The organism is Dactylosporangium sp. NPDC051541, from assembly GCF_044454505.1.
Taxonomy (GTDB): domain Bacteria; phylum Actinomycetota; class Actinomycetes; order Mycobacteriales; family Micromonosporaceae; genus Dactylosporangium.
In genome coordinates this window covers 208965-225723 of sequence record NZ_JBITDU010000010.1, presented here as the reverse complement: position 1 = coordinate 225723, position 16759 = coordinate 208965, and the positions used below count along the sequence as shown (strand labels likewise).

Below are 16759 nucleotides of genomic sequence, written 5' to 3'. Positions count from 1 at the left end.
CCACGCTACCCGGTAGTTACCATCGGCCGAGCTCACATCGCGGTGCCCCTCGAACCGGCCGTAAAATGGGTAGTGCGAATGATCTTTAGGTTTGCGATAATCAATACATGCGGGGGCAGATGAGCTTCTTCAGCAAGAGCGAACAGGCGACAATGCGCGATCGGACCCGGTCGCGGAAATACAGCCCGATGGTGGAAGAGTTTCGCCGCGTGCACCAGGAACAGCGCGACTGGGGCCTCGAACAACGCCACGCCGCCAAGCTCCGCCGGATCTATGGCGACAACGTGCCGGTGACCAAGGAGGAGTGGCTGCAGGCCCGGGCTGCTCGGCTTGCACAGGTCGTCGAGCCGTCGGAGCAGATCGTCGAGCCGCTGGTCGTTGAGCCACAGGTCGTCGAACCGCAGGTCGTCGAACCGCAGGTCGTTGAGTCGCCGGAGCAGGTTGTCGAGCCACAGGTTGTTGCGTCCCGGGAGGAGGCCATCGAGTCGCGGGTCGTCGAGTCGTGGGAGGAGGTTGGAGAGCTTGAGCGGACTTGCCCGGTGAGTTATGGACCGTCGCGGTCGGGGCGTCCGGCTGGTCGGCGGGTGTTGCGCTCGTGGGGGGCCCGGTTCACCATGTGCCGGTTGGAGGGGCACCGCGTTGTGGGCTCGGCCGATGGGAACTACCGGGTAGCGTGGTCCGGACCGTAGTTTGGGTGCGGTTTGTTTGGTTGCGGTTCGTCTGTCGGTGCGCGGTCCGTCGTGGCCACTTTTCGGTGGGCGCGATTCGTGGCGCCTTCGGCGAGGGGAATTACTTTCACTCGTGGGCGCGATTCGTGGCGGCTTCGGCCGAGGGAATTACTTCTATTCGTGACCGCGATTTGTGGCGGCTTCGGCTAGGGAGTTACTTCATCGTGGGCGCGATTTGTGGTGGCTTCGGCCAGGGCAAAGATTTTGGGTCTTGGTTGCTATTTGTGGCGGCTTCTGTTGGAGTCATGAATTGGTTCGTGGTCTTTCGGGGTGACGGATTCCCTCGTCGGCGTTGATGTCGTTTTGTGTGGCGCTTCGGGTGGCTGCCGTGCGCGGCTCGTCTCGTCTTCGGTTTCGGGCTGCCTCGAAGGGGTCATGGGCGGTCGGCAACCTTGGGGGGGCGTCGGGCGTTCTATCGATATGAACGAACGTGTGCGGCTTACGCCCGTCGCTCTCGGTGCGGCTGGGCTGGCTGCTTTGCCGCTGGTGAATCTGTTCACCGGATACACGTGGGTTTGGGAGTCGGCGCTCGTGCTGGTCGCCATGGGCTTGGCCGGGGGGTTCGTGCGGCGGCTGCCCGCGCCCGCCTGGTTCGCGAGTGCGGCGATGGCGGGGGTGGCCTTGGTCGTGGTCGGCTGGATGTTTCGCGGCAGTTCGCCCGGCGTGCTCGTCGGGGAGGCGGTGGCGCAGCTGCGGCGGTTCGCGGCGCCGGTCGACGAGTATGACGGGCTGCGGTTTCTGGCCGTCGCCGGGGTCGCGGCCCTCGGGCTCGTCGTTGACGTGCTCGTGGTGGAGCTGCGGCGGGCGGCGCTCGCCGGGCTGCCGATGCTCCTCGTCTACACCGTGCCGGTGGCGGTGCTGCCGGATAGCACCGGGTGGTTGCCGTTCGCACTCGGGGCGCTCGGGTTCGTGTGGCTGCTCGGCGCGGACTGGATCGGGCGGGTGCGCGGGTTCGGGCGCAACGTCGGCGGTGACGGGCGGCGGGTCACGGCCTCGCTCGCGGCGGCCGGGCGGGGGCTCGGGCTGGCCGGGGTCGCCCTCGCGGTCGTGCTGCCGTTCCTGGTGCCGGCCGCGCTGCCCGCCGTCCGGCCGTGGGAGGCCGGCGCCGGTGCTCCCGGGCGCGCCGACCCCGGCGACGTGGACCTGCTCGCGATGCTGTCCGGTGAGCTCAACCGGCCCGACAAGGTCGACCTGCTCGAGGTCACGGACGTCGACGACACCGCGCCCGGCAACCTGCGGATGGCGGTCCTCGAAGGGCTCACCAACCGCGGGTTCGAGCCGCTGCCGCCCGGGCCCTCGGTCCCCGTCGCCGCCGGCCTGCCGCGGCCCGGCTGGGGACCGGAGACGCGGGCCGGGGCCCACCGGGCCGAGGTGCGCGTCAGCGACCGGTTCCACGCCCAGCAGCTGCCTGTCTACGCAACGCCGACCGGCATCGAAGGTGTCGATCCGAGCTGGCGGTTCGACACCCGGACGCAGCAGGTGTACTCCGAGCGCCGCACAACCGCGAGCCAGCGGTACACGGTCGACTATCTGCGCCCCGAGCCCGTCCCCGAGCAGCTGCGGCGCGCGGCCGCGGTGGACGCCGCCGACCCGGCGCTGCGCGATGTCCTGGCGGCGCCGGCCAACCTGGTCGTGCGCTCCCTCGTGCCACAGCTGGTGGCGGGCCGGACCAACGAGTACGACCAGGTCACCGCCGTCCGGGAGTACTTCGCACCGGCGAACGGCTTCGTCTACGACACGGCGACCGGGCCGGCGACGAGCGGTACCGCCATCATCGATTTCTTGCAGAATAAACGTGGCTTCTGCACGCAGTATGCCGCCGCCTTCGCCTGGCTCCTGCGCGCGGCCGGCATTCCGGCCCGCGTCGCCATCGGCTTCGCCACCCACGGCGGCCGCGGGCGCACGACGACGCTGACCAACCACGACCTGCACGCCTGGACCGAGGTGTACTTCCCCGGCCACGGCTGGCTCCCGTTCGACGCCACCCCGCCCGCCGCCACCGGCGCACCCGCCCCGGCCGCGACCACCCCGCCGTCCGCCACCCCCGCGCCCGCAGCGCCGACCGCTTCGGCCGCCCCCGCCGCGCCGCTGTCCGGATCGAGCTCGACGCCGGGTGGGCCACCGGCCGGGTGGGCGCTCGGCGGGCTGCTGGTCGCGCTGCTGGCCCTGCCCGCACTGACCCGGGCCCGCACCCGCCGCCGCCGGCTCCGCGCCCGGGCGTCCGGCGGCGCCGCGGTCCACGACGCGTGGGCCGAGCTGCTCGACTCGCTGACCGACTACCGCGTGGGGGCGAGCGGGGCGGAGACACCGCGGACGGTGGCCGGGCGCCTCGCCGGCCTGGGCGAAGCGGCCGAGGCGGGCGGGCGGGTGCTGCAGACGGCGGAGGAGCACGCCCGGTATGCGGCCCGGCCGCGGCCGCCGGAGGACCTGCGGGCCGCGGTCCTCGCGGTCCGGGCCGGCCTGGCCGCCCACGCCACCCACCGAACCCGCCTCCGCGCCGCCGTCCTGCCGCCGTCGGTCCTGCGCCGCATCAGGATCAGGCGAGCCGGCCGGTGACGCGCTCCCGGCTCCGCGCAGCGTTCTGGGCGGAGCCGGTGCCGCCGCTGTCGTTTGCCGCCGCCGCCGCTGTCGTTTGCCGTCGCCGCCGTCGTTTGCTGTCGCCGCCGCTGTCGTTTGCTGTCGCCGCCGCTGTCGTTTGTTGCCGCCGCCGCTGTCGTTGTCGTCGCCGCTGTCACTGTCGTCGCCGCCGCAATCGCCGCAGTCGCCGTGACCGCCGCCGCAACCGCCGCAATCGCCGTGACCGCCGCCGCCGCAACCGCCGCAACCGCCGTGACCGCCGCCGCCGCAACCGCCGCAGTCGCCGTGGCCGCCGCCGACGCCGCCGCTGTCGGCGTCCTCGAAGCGCCCGTCGTGCACCAGGCACCCCGATGAAGGCGTAGTCGCTGCGCGGGAAACTTTCAGCCCGGCGGGGCGGCGGCGGGGACTTTGAGCGCTGTCGATTGACAAGTATGACATCGATCGTGCACTATCTGGCGAATCGCGCGGCTGTGAGCGCTCACACACACCCAATTGAAACGTTCGATCGGCGGTGATGGACCATGACGTCGCACCACTGGACCGTGCGCGTGCACGCCGCGGCCTCCGTCGTGGCCTGGTGTTGTGCGCTCAACGCGATGTGGCTGGCGTTCACCCTGCTCGGCGGCGTGGTGTTCGGCGTCGGGCCGGCCACCGTCACCGCCTGCGTCCTGGCCCGCCGGCACGCCCGCGGTGAGGCGGTCGGCGTGCGGGACTTCGCGCGGACGTGGCGGCGGGAGTTCGTCCGCGGGAGCGTCGTCGTGCTGCCGATCCTGGCCGTGGCGGCGGTGCTGTGGTCCAACTACGCGACCTTCTCGGCGCTGCCGGGCACCGGGCCGGGCCGGGTCGCGACGCTCGTGGCGTTCGGGCTGACCCTGGCCGCGCTCATCTACGCCGGGCCCATGTACGCGCACTACGAGCTGCCGCTGTGGCGGTACGGGCCGATGGCGCTGCGGTTCGCGCTGCGCCGCCCGCACGCGACGGTCCTGCTGCTGCTCGTCTTCGCCGCCTTCGCCTTCGCGAGCGCGGCCCAGCCGATCCTGCCGCTCACCGTGAGCGTGGGCGCCTGGCTGCACACCAGCACGTGGCTCGGCGTGCGCTTCTTCACCGAGAACCAGCGCCGGCTGGCCGCCGGCGACGACCTCGGCGATCACGACGGCGCCGGCCTCCCCGCCGAACCGCTTCGCATCCTGTGAGAGGGCAGACAACCGTGAGATGGAACGCCTCGATCGTGCCGGCCGTGCTCGCCGTCGCCGTGCTCGCCGCGTGCACGTCCGCGCCGGAGAGCGGCCCGGCCGACCCCGCGGATCTCGCCACGCTCGACATGATGGCCCCGGTCATCAGCACCCAGGCCCCGGCCGCGACGGGTGAGATGCAGAAGGCCGTCGAGCAGCTCACCGGCAAGAAGCTGAACATCACGTGGGTACCCAACTCCAGCTACAACGACAAGACGAACATCACCCTCGCGTCCGGCACGATCCCCGAGGTCATGGTGGTCCAGGGGAAGATCCCGGCGTTCGTGCAGAACGCGAAGGCGGGCGCGTTCTGGGATCTCACGGACCGGATCGACAAGTATCCGAACCTGGCCAAGGCCAACAAGCAGACCCGGCAGAGCGCGTCCGTCGACGGGCACCTCTACGGGCTGCCCCGGGAGCGGCAGCTGATGCGGGTGGCGGTGACGATCCGCAAGGACTGGCTGGCGAAGCTCGGCCTGGCGGAGCCGGCGACGGTCCAGGACCTCTACGCGGTGGCGAAGGCGTTCACCGAGAACGACCCGGACGGCAACGGCAAGCGGGACACGTACGGCGTGCTGTTCCCGAAGTGGCCGAGCGGGTACGCCTCGGGCAGCCCCTATGACGTGATCGAGACCTGGTTCGGCGCGCCCAACGGGTGGGGGCCGCGGGACGGGAAGCTGGTCCCCGGGTTCGACACGGCGCAGTTCCTCGACGGCGCGCGGTACATCCGCCGGCTCTTCGACGAGAAACTTGTCAACCCGGACTTCGCGACGCTCGACTCCGGCAAGCCGTGGGAGGACGCGTTCACCAACGGCAAGGGCGGCATCATCATCGACACGAGCTCGCGGTCGCTGAACATCCTGAGCACGTTCAAGCAGAAGGACGCCGCGAACTACGGCAAGTATGTGACAGTGGTCGGCAACCTGGCCGGGCCGGACGGCGCCAAGCATTCGCTGCCGACCACCGGCTACTCGGGCTTCCTGGCCGTGTCCAAGCAGAGCGTGCCGACGGAGGCCGAGCTGGGCGACGTCCTCGGGGTGCTGGACAAGCTCGCCGCCAAGGAGGGGCAGATCCTGCTCAACAACGGCCTGGAGGGGCGCAACTTCACCCTCTCCGGCGGCGGGGCGAAGCCGGTGACGAGCACCGACCCGGCGATCGTGACGCTGAAGAACGACCTGCAGTCCTTCGGCCAGATCGGCTCGCTGGGCAACGACTTCTACCAGCCGGTGCCGGCCGGGGCGCCGGAGCAGGAGATCGTCGACAAGCGGGCGGTGTTCCACGCCAAGGACCTGGAGACGGCCGTCTACAACCCGGCCGCGCCGTTCGTCTCCGCCACCTACACGTCGCAGGGCGCGCAGCTGGACCTGATCGTCGGCGACGCGCAGGTGAAGTACTTCGCCGGCCAGCTCGACGAGGCCGGGCTCAAGAAAGAGACGCAGCGCTGGCACAGCGAGGGCGGGGACAAGGTCGCGAGCGAGATGAACGAGCTCTACGCGAAGGCCGGTGGAAAATAAACGCAATGCTGCGATACCGGTGGCTGTACCTCATGCTCGTGCCCGGCATCGCCTACTTCGCGATCTTCAAGTACGGGCCCATGTACGGCGTCGTCATCGCGTTCAAGGACTACGTGCCGTTCCTGGGCATCAACAACAGTCCGTGGGTCGGGCTCAAGTACTTCCAGCAGCTCTTCGCCGGCCCCGACTTCGTGCGCATCCTGACCAACACGCTGATCCTGGCCGCGCTGAAGCTGGTGTTCGCGTTCCCGGCCCCGATCGTCGTGGCGCTGCTGCTCAACGAGGTGCGGGTGGCGGTCGTCAAGCGCTGCGTCCAGACCGCCATCTACATCCCGCACTTCCTGTCCTGGACGATCGTGGCGTCACTGACCTACCTGCTGTTCGCGGTGGACAGCGGCGCCGTCACCCACCTCGCCAACGCCGTATTCGGCACCGAGTTCGACTTCCTCGCCGACCCGGACTGGTTCCGGCCGCTGATCGTGCTCCAGTCGCTGTGGAAGGACACCGGCTGGGGCACCATCATCTACCTGGCCGCCCTGGCCGGGGTCGACCCGACGCTGTACGAGGCAGCGCGGATGGACGGCGCGAACCGGTGGCAGCAGGTGCGGCACGTGACCCTGCCGGCGATCCGCTCGACGGTCGTCATCATGCTGATCCTGACCCTCGGGCACGTGCTGGACACCGGCTTCGACCAGATCTTCCTGATGACCAACGCCCTGAACCGCTCGGTCGCGGACGTGTTCGACACGTTCGTCTACACCATCGGCATCACGCAGGGCGCGTTCAGCTACTCCACGGCGATCGGGCTGTTCAAGGGGGTGGTCGGCGTCATCCTGGTGGTCGGCGCCAACTGGCTGGCCAGGCGCAAGGACGAGGCCGGGCTGTTCTGATGCGGACCAGGCCGAGCGTCTTCGACGTCCTCAATGTGCTCGTGCTGACGGCCATTGCGATTTCGACGGTACTGCCCTTCGTCTACGTCCTCGCCGGTTCGCTGGCGAGCGAGGCCGAGATCGGCGAGCGCTCCTTCTTCCTCTGGCCGCGCGAGGTCGTCACCGGCACCTACCGCTACATCTTCGCGACCAACGGCGCCTTCGTCCGCAGCCTCATCGTCACGATCGCCGTCACCGCAGTCGGCACCCTGGTGCACCTGGCGCTGACGTTCACGATGGCCTACCCGCTCGCCAAGCGCCGGCTGCCCGGCCGCAACCTGCTGCTGAGCCTGGTCGTGTTCACGATGGTCTTCAGCGGCGGCCTGATCCCGCTGTACCTCGTCGTGCGCAACGTGGGCCTGCTCAACTCCTACTGGGCGCTGATCCTGCCCGCCGCGATCAGCCCGTTCTACCTCATCATCGTGAAGAACTTCCTGCAGGAGCTGCCGGTGGAGCTGCAGGAGGCGGCCGAGATCGACGGGTGCACGGAGCTCGGCGTGTTCTGGCGGATCGTCCTGCCGCTGTCCAAGCCGATCCTGGCGACGATGGCGCTGTTCTTCGCGGTCGGGATCTGGAACGACTTCATGTCGCCGCTGCTGTACATCTCCGACCCGAGCATGTGGACCCTGCAGATGTTCGTCCGGCAGGTGACCGTCTCCCCCGACGTCAACTCGACGCTCGGCGTCGGCGACCCCAACATCCAGCCGCCGGAGCAGGGCCTGAAGTTCGCCGTCATCGTCGTCGCGACGCTGCCGATCCTGCTGATGTACCCGTTCCTGCAGAAGCACTTCGCCAAGGGCATGCTGATCGGCTCGGTCAAGGGGTGACGACGCTGCGCTGGCTCACCGTCCCCCACACCGCCGGGGTGACGTGCGGCGTGCCCTGGCCGCGGGGCACCGTCCCGGCCGGCAGTCCGTTCGCGGCATCGGTGCCCGTGCAGAGCTGGGTCACCGCGACGTGGCCGGACGGCTCGGTGAAGTGGTCGGCCCACGCGTTCGCGCCGCAGTCCGCGCCCGCCCCGGCCTACACCCTCGTCCCGGGCGAGGAGCCCGCGCCGGTCGCGGAGCCGATCGAGGTGACCGAGTCCGAGGACGCGATCGTCGTGGACACCGGGGCCGCGACCTGGGTGCTGCCCCGCGGCGGCCCGGTCCTGGTCCGCTCGGTCAGCCGCGGCCGCCGGGAGGTGGCCCGGGACGTGCGCACCACCGATCCCGGGCTGGTCGAGACGGTGACGGTCGAGCAGGCGGGGCCGATCCGGGCCGTGGTGAAGCTGACCGGCCGGTCCCGGCGGCCGTTCACCGTCCGGCTGTACTTCTACGCCGGCGCCGCCGAGGCCCGACTGCTGCACACCGTCGTCTGGGACACCGATGCCCCGGTCACCGGGTTCGGGTTGCGGGTGGACGTCCCCATGCGTGACGAGCTCCACGACCGGCACGTCCGGCTCGCCGGTCCGGAAGGGCAGGACGGCCGCCCCGGCTTCCTCACCGAGGCGGTCAGGGGCATCACCGGCCTGCGCCGCGACCCCGGTGCCGCCCATCGCGCGGCCCAGGTCGCCGGGCAGCCGTGCGGCCCGGTCACCGCCTGGCCGGAGACGGTGTCGAAGCGGATCCATCTCGTCCCCACCTTCGGCGACTGGACCCTCGACCAGCTCAGCCCCGACGGCTTCACCCTCGCCAAGCGCACCCGGCCCGGCCACGCCTGGGTCACGATCCCCGGCGCGACCCGGGCGGCCGGCTACGGCTATGTCGGCGGGGTCAGCGGCGGCCTGGGGTTCGGGCTGCGGGACTTCTGGCGGCTGTACCCGACCCGCCTCGACGTCCGCGCCGCCGCCACCGGCACCGCGACCGCCACCGTCTGGCTGTGGTCGCCGTCCGCGCCCGCCATGGACCTCCGCGGCTACCACGACGGGCTCGGCCAGGACACGCACGCCGAGCAGCTCGAAGGCCTGGAGATCACCTACGAGGACTACGAGCCCGGCTTCGCCGACGCCCGCGGTATCGCCCGCACCCACGAGCTCGTCCTGCGCCCCTATGCGGCCACCCCGGGCGGCGACGTCCTGGCCGCCGACGCCGCCGCGCTGAACGACCCGCCTCAGCTCGTACCCCCGCCGCATCGGCTCTTGGAAGCCGACGTCTTCGGCGATTGGTCCACAGTGGACCGCTCGACACCACGGCGGGCCGCGATCGAGGACCGTCTGGACTTCCTGTTCGACTTCTACGCCGGGCAGCGCGAGCAGCGCCGCTGGTACGGGTTCTGGGACTACGGCGACGTGATGCACACCTACGACCCGGACCGGCACCAGTGGCGCTACGACGTCGGCGGCTACGCCTGGGCCAACTCGGAGCTGTCACCGGACCTGTGGCTGTGGTACCAGTTTCTGCGCACCGGCCGCGCCGACGTCTTCCGGTTCGCCGAGGCGATGACCCGCCACACCGGCGAGGTCGACGTCTACCACACCGGCCCGTGGGCCGGCCTCGGCAGCCGGCACAACGTCCAGCACTGGGGCTGCAGCTGCAAACAGCTGCGCATCTCCAGCGCCGTCTACCGCCGGTTCCACTACTACCTCACCGCCGACGAGCGCACCGGCGACCTGCTCCGCGAGGTGGCCACCGCCGAACTCCCCGGCCTCGACCCACTCCGCAAGATCCGCCGCGACCCGCACCCCGGCGCCGTCACGATCGGCCTCGGCACCGACTGGGGTGCCCTGGCCGCGGCGTGGCTGACCGAGTGGGAGCGCACCGGCGACGAGCGGGCCCGGGACAAGCTGCTGACGTCGATGGCCGACATCGCGGCCATGCCCGACGGCTTCTTCACCGCCGAGGCCGTCCTGGACCCGCGGACCGGCCACCTGACCCCGCTCGGCGAAGGTCCCGCGATCTCCCACCTGTCGGCGGTGTTCGGCCTGGTCGAGATCTGCTCGGAGCTGATCGCCCTCACCGCCGCCACCGCGGTCGGCCCGGCGTTCGAGGCGGCCTGGCTGCGGTACTGCCGCCGCTATCTGACCTCGCCCCTCCCGGGGGTCTCGCTCATCCAGGCCCACAGCCGCCTGGCCGCCTACGCCGCGGCGCGGACCGGCGACCGGGACCTGGCCGCCCTGGCCTGGCGCGCGTTCACCGACGGCCCCGGCGACCAGCTCAACACCAACCCGCTGCAGGCCGAGCCGGTGTGGCGGACCACCGCGGTGACCGGCCCGCAGGTCCTGACCCCGGTCGACGAGGCCGCCTTCGTCTCCACGAACGACGCCGCCCAGTATGCCCTGGCCGCCATCCAGCTCCTGGCCCTGCTCACGGAGTGATGTCGATGTAGTTCGACCAGCCGCCGGCGTAGTACTTGTAGTACGCGTGGCCGTCCTGCGCCAGGGTGTAGGCCTCGGTCGTCCCGAACCGCGGGTTGTACAGCACCGACGGGCTGCCCGCGGTCGTGCCGCCGAGGTTGTTCCAGCCGGACCACCCACCCAGGTAGTACACGTACTGCAGGGTGTCGGCGGGCGTGTGGACGTACACCTCCGTCGTCCCGGAACCGCGGTTGTAGATGACGCCCGGGTCCTGGTCGAGGGTCCCGCCGAGCCCGGTCCAGCCCGACCAGCCGCCCAGGTAGTACACGTACGCGAGCTCGTTCGTGGCCGTGCGCAGGTAGACCTCGGTCGTGCCGTACTTCGGGTTGTACAGCACCGCCGGCGCCCCCTGGACCGTCCCGCCGAGGTTGATCCAGCCGGACCAGCCGCCGAGGTAGTACTGGTACTGCAGGCCGGTCCCGGTGACCGTGTAGGCCTCGGTGGTCCCGTACTTCGGGTTGTACAGGACGCCCGGGTCACCGCTCAGCGTGCCGCCGAGGTCCGTCCACCCGGACCAGCCACCGGCGTAGTAGACGTAGGCGAGGGAGTTCGCCGCGGTGCGCACGTAGACCTCGGTCGTGCCCGACTTCGGGTTGAAGATGACCGCCGGGTTCCCCGCGAGACTCCCGCCGAGATCGATCCACGGGGACCACCCGCCGGAGAAGTACCGGTAGCCGAGGTGGTTGTTCGACAGCCGCGCGTAGACCTCGGTGGTGCCGTAGTTGGGGTTGTACAGCACCGCCGGGTCGCCGACGATCGGGCCGCCGAGGTCCATCCAGGCCGACCAGTCCCGGGACCAGTAGGCGTAGATCAGGTGGTCGGCGTTGTCGGAGCGGGCGTAGACCTCGGTGGTGCCGTACTTCGGGTTGAACAGGGTCCGGGTCTTGCCGACCGGGCGGGCCGGCTCGGCCTGGCGGACGTAGAGCAGCCGGTTCTGGCTCGCCTGCGACGCGTACGGCGGGATGGCGGTCATGTCCAGCGCGCCGACCGTCGAACCCTGGATGAGGGCGCCGCGGACCTGGGCCGGGGTGTAGTCCTGGTGCGCCTGCAGGATCAGCGCGGCCGCGCCGGTCGCGTAGGCGGCCGCCATCGACGAGCCGCTCATCGTCACCGTGTCCACGTCCGACGCGATCCCGTCGCCCGGGATGCTGTCGCCGGGCGCCCACAGGTCCAGGCAGCTGCCCCAGTTCGAGTAGTAGGCCGGGCTGTCGTAGTAGCTCGACGCCCCGACGACGAGCGTGTCGGCGCCGCCGGTCGGCGAGAAGTAGCAGGCGTTGTCCCCGCCCTGGTACCAGTCGCCGGCCGGGACGATCCAGGTGATCCCGGAGCCGATCGAGCGCTGGACGGCGGCGTCGATGAGGATGGTCCGGCGGTACCAGTTGTCGAGCTCGGCCACGGCCGGGTGCTGGGCGTGCGCGGTGACCCAGTCGATGCCGCCGACCGCCTCGGAGACGAACCCGGCGCTGAGGCAGTCCAGCACCCGGACCGCGACCAGCGCGATCTGCTTCGCCACACCGTAGGTGGTGCCGCCGACGGTGCCGGCCGAGTGGGTGCCGTAGCCGTCGCAGTCGTTGGCGTTGGCCGGGTCGTTGCTGTTGTTGACGTTGGCCGGGTCGGGGATCGGGTTCAGGACCCGGTCGACGAAGTTGCGCCCGTAGGTGGCCCGCCCGGCGAAGTCGTTGTGGCTGATCCGGATGCCGCCGTCGAGCAGGTAGGCGGTGACGCCGGGAGCCGTGTTCGGATAGTCGAACGCGCCGTCGATGCTCCGTTCGTGGTGGTCGATGCGGTCCAGCCCCCACGTCGGCCCGCTCTGCGTGCCACCATTGGCCGTGATCGGCGGCGGCTGCGGCGAACGCTTCATCAGGGCGTTGCGCTCGACCACGGCCACACCGGGCGCGGCCGCGAGCTGACGGGCCCGCGTCTCGTCGATACCGGTGATCGCGAAGCCGCTGATGGCGCTGCTGTACTGCGCGCTGACCGTCCCCCCGAAGCGTTGGGCGAGATCATCGGCCCGCGATGCGACGAAATCGGCGGCGGCCGCCGCGTCCTGCGCCCCGGGGGCGTCCTGGAGCTGGACGACGTAGCCGGAGTACACCGCATTGGGGTCGCCGTAGACGGTTCCCTCGCCCGGTGCCGCGCTCGCGGCCGAGCCGGCCCCGCCGACCACCGCGGCCACGACCGCTGCCACAACACCGAACCTGCGCGCCATCAGCTCTCACCCCGTGAGACGATATGATTACTCAGGGTGATGATAGCAGCTCATGGGGCCACCGGCCGCAGAGGCGACAGCGGCCCGGCGTGCGTTCAGCCGCCGTAGACGGCGAACTCCCAGAGCGAGAAGCCGTAGTGGGTGCCCCGCTTCGCGGCGTCGAGGCGGACGTACCGCGCCGGCGGGTAGCCGGAGCTGCCGCCGATCACGTCGCCGCCGTAGCCGGTCGTCGTGCTGAACTGCGGCTGCCAGGTGACGCCGTCGGCCGAGGTGCGGATGGCGTACTCGACCGCGTAGGCGGCCTCCCACAGCAGTTTGTAGGAGGTGACGGTGTACAGCCCGCCGAGGTCGACCTGCAGCCACTGATTGTCGGCGAACGCGCTCGACCAGCGGGTGGCGGGGTTGCCGTCGAACGCCGCCGCGGCGGGGAAGTGGGCGCTCTCGACCGACGAGGCGGTGGCCGGCCTGCCGCGGGCCAGGCTGCCGGGCGGCTCGGCGATGTAGGGCAGGCCGGACACCTGGATCTCGGTCAGGGAGAAGCCGGACCCGGCCGCGGCGACCAGGCAGTTGACCCGCACGTAGCGGGCCGCGAAGCCGGCGTCCTGGTCGCCCGTGGCGAGCGGGGTCTTCAGGCCGGGGCCGTCGTTGCCGGTCGTCATGTAGGGGGTGCTCCAGTGCACCCCGTCGACCGAGAGCTGCAGCTCGTACGCGAGGGCGTGGGCCGCGCCCCAGTACAGGTCGACCCGGGTGAGGCTGTAGGTGGCGCCGAGGTCGATGCGGATCCACTGCCCGTCGCGGCCGGCGCGCTCGACCAGGCGGTGCCGGGCCCGGCGCAGAGCGGGCGCCTTCCTCAGCGGACCGTGAGGACGGTACCCCCGCCATGGGTTGTCGTTGCCACTTTGAAGTGGGCGCCGAGCAGATCGGCGACGTAGCCGACGTCGCCGACGAACGGCAGCGGCAGCAGGCTCTCCGGGGCGGGGGCGCCGGCCGTGGCGACGAGGTCGATGCGGTCCGCCTTCATGAGGCCCTTGGTCACGAAGAGGTTCAGGTCCTCGGGCATGAGGAAGCGCCACAGGTCGATGTTGACGATGCGGTCGAACTGGCCGGTCTTGAAGTGTTGCAGCATCAGGCCGAGCAGATGCCAGTTGGTGTCGCTGGGCGGGGCGTCGTGGTCGAACGTGTGTGAGCCCTCCCCCAGCGCCAGCTTCGCGACCCCGAACCCGATGGCCAGGGTGCGGGCCGGACCGGAATCGTCGAAGGCACCGGGGCGGCCGAGGCCGAGGCGGCGGCAGGTGTCGATGGAGTCGCCGTACAGCCGGACCCGGCCCAGGATGTCGCCCAGGGCGCCGGGGCTGTGCATGGCCTCGAAGTCCCAGCGGCGGTGCTTGCGGGCCACGTAGTTGATGTTGTCCAGGGTCGCGAGGAGGGCGCGGGTCGGGCGGTAGTGCGGCAGGTGGTACGCGACCGCGTCGTCGCTCAGCGCGAACACGTCCGGCGCGCCGCCGTGGTGGTGGAAGACCCGGTAGAACAGCTCGGTGTCCTCCAGGCCCCAGCGGACGATGGCCTCGTCGAAGCCGCCGACCGCGGTGAACGTGGCCCGGTCCACGGAGACGTTGTGGCTGAAGCCGAGCAGCCACGGCGCGCGGTGCAGGTCGGCCCGGTGCTGGGGCAGCACGACGTTGGCGTCGCGGGGGTCGCCGCGGTATCCGTCCAGCATCGCCGCCGTCGGCGGCTCGCCCCGGCGCAGGGCGTCGACGCCGGCCCAGTCGATGTCGAACCGGCGCCCGAGCAGCACACCCGGGCGCCCCGCCCGGTCCGCGTGGAAGGCGGCGTGGTGGCCGAGCAGCTCCGGGTGGGGCACGGTGTCGGAGTCCAGGAAGACCAGGACGCCGGCGCGGGCCTCGGCCGCGCCGGCGTTGCGGTTCGCCGACCGGCCCCGGTTCTTCTCGGCGCGGACGCAGCCGATGTTCAGGCGGTCGGCGTACTTGTCGGCCACCGGGCCGAGCGGCTCCCGCGAGCCGTCGTCGCACACGATGACCTCGAACTCGGCCGCCGGGAACGTCTGCCGGGCCAGCGCGGCCAGGGTGACGTCCAGCTGGGAGGCGTTGTCGTAGGCGGGGATGATCACGCTCAGGCGGATAGTCATCGGCGCACCGTTCCTCTCGGGAGCTGTTCCAGGTGCCGGACCGCCGCGGCGGCACCGCCGGCGGCCGGGAAGGAGTCGCCGACGCGGCGGGCGCCGGTGCGGTAGGCGGGGTCGTCGAGCACAGTGGTGACGGCGGTGCGCAGCTCGTCCGCGGTCAGGCCGAGGAACGGCACGCGGACGCCGGCCCCGGCCGCCGCGACCAGGTCGGCCACGGCGGGCTGGTCGTAGCGGATGGGGGCGATGACGAGCGGTACCCCGTTGGCGAGGGCCTCACCGACGATGCCCATGCCGCCGTGGGCGACGACGGCGTGCAGCTGCGGCATCATCCGCAGGGTCGGGACCCGGCCGGTGACCAGGATGTGCGGGGGCGGGTCGGGCACGGCGGCGGCCGGGGCGATGAGCACCGCCTGGAGCCGGTCACCGAGGTCCGCGAGGGCGCGCACCGCAGTACCGAAGAAGGCTCGGTCAACGCCGTCGGCCAAGGTGCCGACGGTGATCAGGACGTGCTGCCGGTCCGGATCGAACCAGTCCCAGTCGAAGCCGTCGTAGGCGGGGCCGCGGCCGTGCGCGGGGCCGACCGGGACGCAGGACTGCGGGAGGCGGGTCGAGCCGAGGAGTGCCTTCGTGGTGAAGGCCAGGACCAGGTGCGGCGAGAAGAGGATCTCGGCGACCGGGCCCGGCGGCAGGCCGGCCTTCTCCCGGAGCCGGTCGAGGTGCGGCTTGGCCAGGTCGTCGGCGTCGGGTCCGCGGGTCAGCTCGAGGGCGCTCGGGGCCAGGGTCGCCCAGGGCCGGCCGTGCCGGAGCGCGACCAGGGCGCCGGCGAAGGCGTGCTGGTCGGCCACGATGACGTCGGGCTGGTACGCGGCCACGGCCCGCTCGACCTTGGCCAGGGTGAAACGGGCCATCGGTACCAGATAGGACTCCCAGACGAAGCGCAGCGCCTCCGGTCCGTGGCCGTCCTGCTCGGGGTAGTAGCGCGAGCCCGTCGGATGGACGGCGGCGTCCGGGCCGACCAGCGGGCGCAGATAGGACTCCGGGCCGCACCAGGCGACGTCGTGCCCGGCCCGGCGCAGCGCCTCCGCCACCGCGAGCGGGGCGTTGATGTGTCCGGCCAATGGGAGTACCACAAACAGGAAGCGAGTCATTTGACATCCATCGGCGGCGCTGTTGTCATGTCGGCATGGCGGAGCTCAGGGAGCAGGTTGTCGCGTCGATGTCGGATCTGCTCGTGCGGATGCTGCGGCTCGAGCGGCCGGTGACCGAGGGGTCGAAGCTGGAGGAGGAGCTCGGGATGAGTTCGTCCCAGGGCGTGCAGCTGATCCTCGACCTCGAGCGGGACCTGGCCATCATGATCGATGTCGAGGACCTCGAGCAGGAGGAGCTGGCGACCGTCGGCGAGCTGGCCGACTTCATCACGGCCCACGCGACGCCCCAGTAGTTTCGAAGGTCGCGGTGCACCGGTAGCGCAGCGCCGGGTCGTAGCGCTCGACGGTCGCGGGCAGGTCCCACCAACCGGCGGTGAGCGGCTGCGGGTCGGCGCGGCCCGCGGAGTCGGTGCGCACCCGGATCTCGCCGAGCCGGACGGGGCCGGGGTCCGCACCGCACAGCAGGGCCACGCCGGCATTGCGCGCCGTCACCGGGGCCGGATAGTGCAATGTGGACTGTTCGAGGATCAGCAGCAGGGCCCGCCGGCAGGTGCCCGAGTCGACATAGGAGCGGATCAGCCGCAGCGCGGTGAACGGCGCCGCGACGCCCTGGTCGCAGATGGCGAACGAGCGCGGGTTGCCGGGGCAGACGTGGCTCAGGTACGTCGCCGTGGCCCGGCCGGGCCGCACGTCGGGCACGTCGAACGCCAGGACCAGCAGGTCGACGGGCTCGTCCGGGCCGACGACGGCGGCGATCAGCTCGGCCCCCATCTCGCCGTAGGACTGCCCGGCGCCGGTCGCGAGGAGCTCCTCGTCCAGGGCCAGGCCGTGCGGGCGCAGCAGGTCCGCCACATACGTCCCGATCTCCGCGCGGTGCCGCGGGGTGCGCAGGAACTCGCAATCCCCGTCGAAGGTGCGCCGCTCGACCCGGTTGATGTACAACAC

General features: G+C 71.4%; 14 protein-coding genes. 9 read left to right on the top strand and 5 right to left on the bottom strand.

Annotated elements, in window-relative coordinates; all coding sequences use genetic code 11:
- Window positions 1–107 precede the first annotated feature (107 nt).
- From ACIA8L_RS37485 to ACIA8L_RS37450, 8 genes are all read left to right on the top strand, one after another.
- Window positions 108–689, top strand: coding sequence for a hypothetical protein (locus tag ACIA8L_RS37485; RefSeq protein ID WP_395912089.1), 582 nt, complete (start codon window positions 108–110; stop codon window positions 687–689).
- Window positions 690–1103: 414 nt separating this feature from the next.
- Window positions 1104–3284 (top strand): DUF3488 and DUF4129 domain-containing transglutaminase family protein, encoded by a 2181-nt coding sequence (locus tag ACIA8L_RS37480; RefSeq protein ID WP_395912088.1) that lies wholly within the window; start codon window positions 1104–1106, stop codon window positions 3282–3284.
- A gap of 117 nt (window positions 3285–3401) precedes the next feature.
- A complete protein-coding gene (locus ACIA8L_RS37475) occupies window positions 3402–3659 on the top strand; it encodes a hypothetical protein (protein ID WP_395912086.1) in 258 nt (85 codons plus the stop codon).
- Between the two features lie 167 nt (window positions 3660–3826).
- Complete coding sequence (locus ACIA8L_RS37470) at window positions 3827–4498, top strand: YesL family protein (protein WP_395912085.1); 672 nt, start codon at window positions 3827–3829, stop codon at window positions 4496–4498.
- Window positions 4499–4512: 14 nt separating this feature from the next.
- On the top strand, window positions 4513–6051 hold the full coding sequence (locus ACIA8L_RS37465; RefSeq protein WP_395912083.1) for an extracellular solute-binding protein: 1539 nt from the start codon (window positions 4513–4515) through the stop codon (window positions 6049–6051).
- Between the two features lie 5 nt (window positions 6052–6056).
- Entirely contained in the window at window positions 6057–6941 is an 885-nt protein-coding gene (locus ACIA8L_RS37460) for an ABC transporter permease (RefSeq protein WP_395912082.1), read from the top strand.
- On the top strand, window positions 6941–7807 hold the full coding sequence (locus tag ACIA8L_RS37455; protein ID WP_395912081.1) for a carbohydrate ABC transporter permease: 867 nt from the start codon (window positions 6941–6943) through the stop codon (window positions 7805–7807). The genes ACIA8L_RS37460 and ACIA8L_RS37455 overlap by 1 nt, the downstream gene beginning before the upstream one ends.
- Complete coding sequence (locus tag ACIA8L_RS37450) at window positions 7804–10275, top strand: hypothetical protein (protein ID WP_395912079.1); 2472 nt, start codon at window positions 7804–7806, stop codon at window positions 10273–10275. The genes ACIA8L_RS37455 and ACIA8L_RS37450 overlap by 4 nt, the downstream gene beginning before the upstream one ends.
- Here ACIA8L_RS37450 and ACIA8L_RS37445 read toward each other — a convergent pair.
- The 4 genes from ACIA8L_RS37445 to ACIA8L_RS37430 form a co-directional block, all read right to left on the bottom strand.
- A complete protein-coding gene (locus ACIA8L_RS37445; RefSeq protein WP_395912077.1) occupies window positions 10265–12523 on the bottom strand; it encodes a S8 family serine peptidase in 2259 nt (752 codons plus the stop codon). The genes ACIA8L_RS37450 and ACIA8L_RS37445 overlap by 11 nt on opposite strands.
- Window positions 12524–12618: 95 nt before the next feature.
- The gene (locus ACIA8L_RS37440; protein ID WP_395912325.1) at window positions 12619–13338 is read right to left on the bottom strand and encodes a discoidin domain-containing protein; all 720 of its coding nucleotides are present in this window, start codon (window positions 13336–13338) and stop codon (window positions 12619–12621) included.
- Window positions 13339–13373: 35 nt separating this feature from the next.
- Window positions 13374–14669 (bottom strand): glycosyltransferase family 2 protein, encoded by a 1296-nt coding sequence (locus ACIA8L_RS37435; protein WP_395912075.1) that lies wholly within the window; start codon window positions 14667–14669, stop codon window positions 13374–13376.
- Window positions 14666–15814 (bottom strand): glycosyltransferase, encoded by a 1149-nt coding sequence (locus tag ACIA8L_RS37430; protein ID WP_395912073.1) that lies wholly within the window; start codon window positions 15812–15814, stop codon window positions 14666–14668. Before ACIA8L_RS37430 ends, ACIA8L_RS37435 begins: the two co-directional genes overlap by 4 nt.
- A 35-nt stretch (window positions 15815–15849) precedes the next feature.
- Here ACIA8L_RS37430 and ACIA8L_RS37425 point away from each other — a divergent pair, with 35 nt between their 5' ends.
- Complete coding sequence (locus tag ACIA8L_RS37425; RefSeq protein ID WP_395912071.1) at window positions 15850–16107, top strand: acyl carrier protein; 258 nt, start codon at window positions 15850–15852, stop codon at window positions 16105–16107.
- On the opposite strand, the gene ACIA8L_RS37420 is transcribed toward ACIA8L_RS37425, so the two are convergent.
- A complete protein-coding gene (locus ACIA8L_RS37420; protein ID WP_395912070.1) occupies window positions 16082–16759 on the bottom strand; it encodes a hypothetical protein in 678 nt (225 codons plus the stop codon). The two genes, ACIA8L_RS37425 and ACIA8L_RS37420, sit on opposite strands and share 26 nt — an antisense overlap.